Raw genomic sequence first — 2412 nt, 5'->3', positions numbered from 1 at the left:
GAGCTCGATGTCAGTGGCCTGCAGCAGTTCTGCGCCGGCACCGGCCAGTGCCGCCTCGGCCACGCCGGGGTGGATGTCGTAGCGGACGCGTGTGGACTGCGCTGCGTCCCGGCCTGAGCGCGTCACATCCACCAACCCGGCCTCCTGCAACGCCTTCAGCGCCGGTTCCAGCCCCTGCCCGGGTTCGGCCCGCGCCGCCACCGCGGCCGCGTCCGCCTCCCCCAGCCGCGCAAGCGTGTCGTCCCAATTGGCCTGCACCACCGCGTGCTCTCGGTCCTCCGCCTCCAGCCTGCACAGGAAGCCGAAGAGCCGCTGCGCGGTGGGCGTTAGCCGGGCGAGCACGTCGCCGGTCCAGCCCTGCAGGGCCTGCACGAACTGCTCGGGCTGCTGCCTGCTCTGGCCCTCGCGCGTGCCGCCCTCGGCGAAGAAGGCGTCGAGCAGCTCGCCGCTGGCGGCCGACTGCGCCTCGGCTGCCTGCACGCGCTGCTGCATGGCCCTGCACCACGCGCAGCGTCTGGCGCAGCAGCGCGTGGTCGGCCTCGGCGGCGAACAGCGTGCGCAGCCGCGGCAGCTCGCGCGCGAGCAGCACGCTCTCGGCAAAGCTCAGCGCATGAATCGGCTCGACCTGCACCCGCTCGTCGTGCGCCAGCGCGGCAGGCACGCGCCGGCTGGTGAGCACCACGCGCGACAGCCCCTGGTGCGCCAGCAGCGTGTGCAGCATCTCGCCCCACAGCGGGATGCGCCACTGGTCGCTGTCGGTCAGCAGCGTCTCCAGGTTGTCCAGCACCAGAAGCAGCGCGCGTTCCTCGAGCAGTGCGCGCAGGCGCGGCAGGGTGTAGTGGCTGAAGCGCTTCGGATCGTCCAGCGCCGTGGTCAGCCCCAGTTCGGGGGCGTTCAACTGGCGCTGGATCTCGTGCATCAGGTTGTACAGGGCCGAGGCGATGTCGCTGCCGGCCTCCGGCGCCTGGTACCAGACGTAGCCACTGAAGCGCCCCAGCTCATGGCGATAGGCCAGCTCCAGCGCGCAGGCGCTCTTGCCGGCCCCGGGCATGCCGTGAAAGAGCACGGCACGTCGCAGGCTGTGCGGCGCCAGGGCCTGGCTGGCTCGCAGCATCGGCTGCAGCCGTCCGACGAAGCGCTCCGGTTGCTTCTCAAATCCGATGCGCAGCCCAGTGGTGGGCAGTGTGATCGGCCCGGTGCGCTGGGGCGCGGCCAGTTGCAGCGTGCCAGCCCGCGCCCCGAGCAGCACCGGGGTCAGCCCAGCCAGCGCCGAAGGAGCCAGGTCCTGCTTGAGCGCACGTTGCAGCGCCAGATGCAGCGCTGCGGGCAGCGGGTGCTTGGCCAGCAGCTTCTCGTACAACGCGAGCATGAGCTCGGTGGCAAAGCCGTCGCCCACGGGGTAGCGCATGGCCAGCACCGCGCAGTCGAGCTGCCCGGCCAGCGCATGGCCCAGACTGGGCAGCGGCGTGGCCTGGGTCTCGATGGCCGGTGCGGCCGGTGCGGCCGCCGCCTCGGTGCCGGCGTCGCGCACCGCATCCAGGCCCACCTGCACGCGTGCCGCGGCATGGCTGGCCGCCCCGCTGTAGCAGGCATCGAGCAGCAGCAGCTTCAGCCGCGCACGCGCGGGTTCCAGAAGTTCTCCCAGGGACTGCGTGTCGATCGGGTCCTCGCCCCCGTCATCGGTCTCCAGCAGGAGCTCGCCACGCTGGCCGTGCCCCGACAGGTGCACCACATCCCAGCCGTCGGCCTCTTGCAAGGTGTCGCTCAGCGTCTGGCGCGTGGCGCCGTACTGCAACACGCGCAACTCCACCGCCAGCCCCCCGGTCTGCTGGAGCCGGCGCACGAGTTGCTGCAGTTGATAGCGCTCGCGCCTCAGGTTGAGCGGGTTGGCCCGCACCGGCAGGCTGAACACCGCCAGCAGCCGCAGATCGGGCCCGCTGGACTTGGCCGCGCTGACAGCCGCTTCGGCCTGGTAGGCCAGGCGCACGCCGACGGCATCGAAACGCTTGCCGTCGGCAAAGCAGGCGATCTCGAAGGGCCGCTCGAGGAGCACCTGTGCCGCTTCGGGCACGAGCACCTGCACGGCCTCGGCCGGCAGCTGGGCGCGCTCACGCAGCGCCGTGCGCAGCCCGCCGAACACCTGCTCGCCGATCCACGCGCCGAGCTGCTGCAGTTGCTCCGGGGGCTTAACGACCGGCGCGTGGTAGTCGACGTAGCGGGCCAGGTCGCAAAAGCCCTGGTACTCGCGGCTCTTCGGGTCCAGGCGCACCGTGTGATCGGCCACGAAGCGCCCGTCCTGCTCTTCGAGCTGCCAGCGCCAGCGCGTGCCGTCCACCCAGTCCGTCACCTTCAGTCGCATACTCATCCTTCGCCTCCTCCAGACTTGGTGAATACGCCAACGCGTCTGGCGGG

The 2412-nt window shown here is 71.5% G+C and carries 1 protein-coding gene; it reads right to left on the bottom strand.

What is annotated here, in order from left to right:
• Positions 1 to 10 precede the first annotated feature (10 nt).
• Positions 11 to 2365: a CHAT domain-containing protein gene (locus A8M77_RS34855; protein WP_086926025.1), complete on the bottom strand. Its 2355-nt coding sequence runs from the start codon at positions 2363 to 2365 to the stop codon at positions 11 to 13.
• Between the last annotated feature and the right edge of the window lie 47 nt (positions 2366 to 2412).

It is taken from the genome of Variovorax sp. JS1663 (assembly GCF_002157355.1).
GTDB lineage: Bacteria > Pseudomonadota > Gammaproteobacteria > Burkholderiales > Burkholderiaceae_C > Variovorax.
This window is presented reverse-complemented; position numbering and strand designations above follow the sequence as displayed.

Coding starts and splice junctions, on each gene's coding strand:
- A8M77_RS34855 (WP_086926025.1), bottom strand. CDS start 2,365: ATGAGTATGCGACTGAAGGTGACGGACTGGGTGGACGGCACGCGCTGG.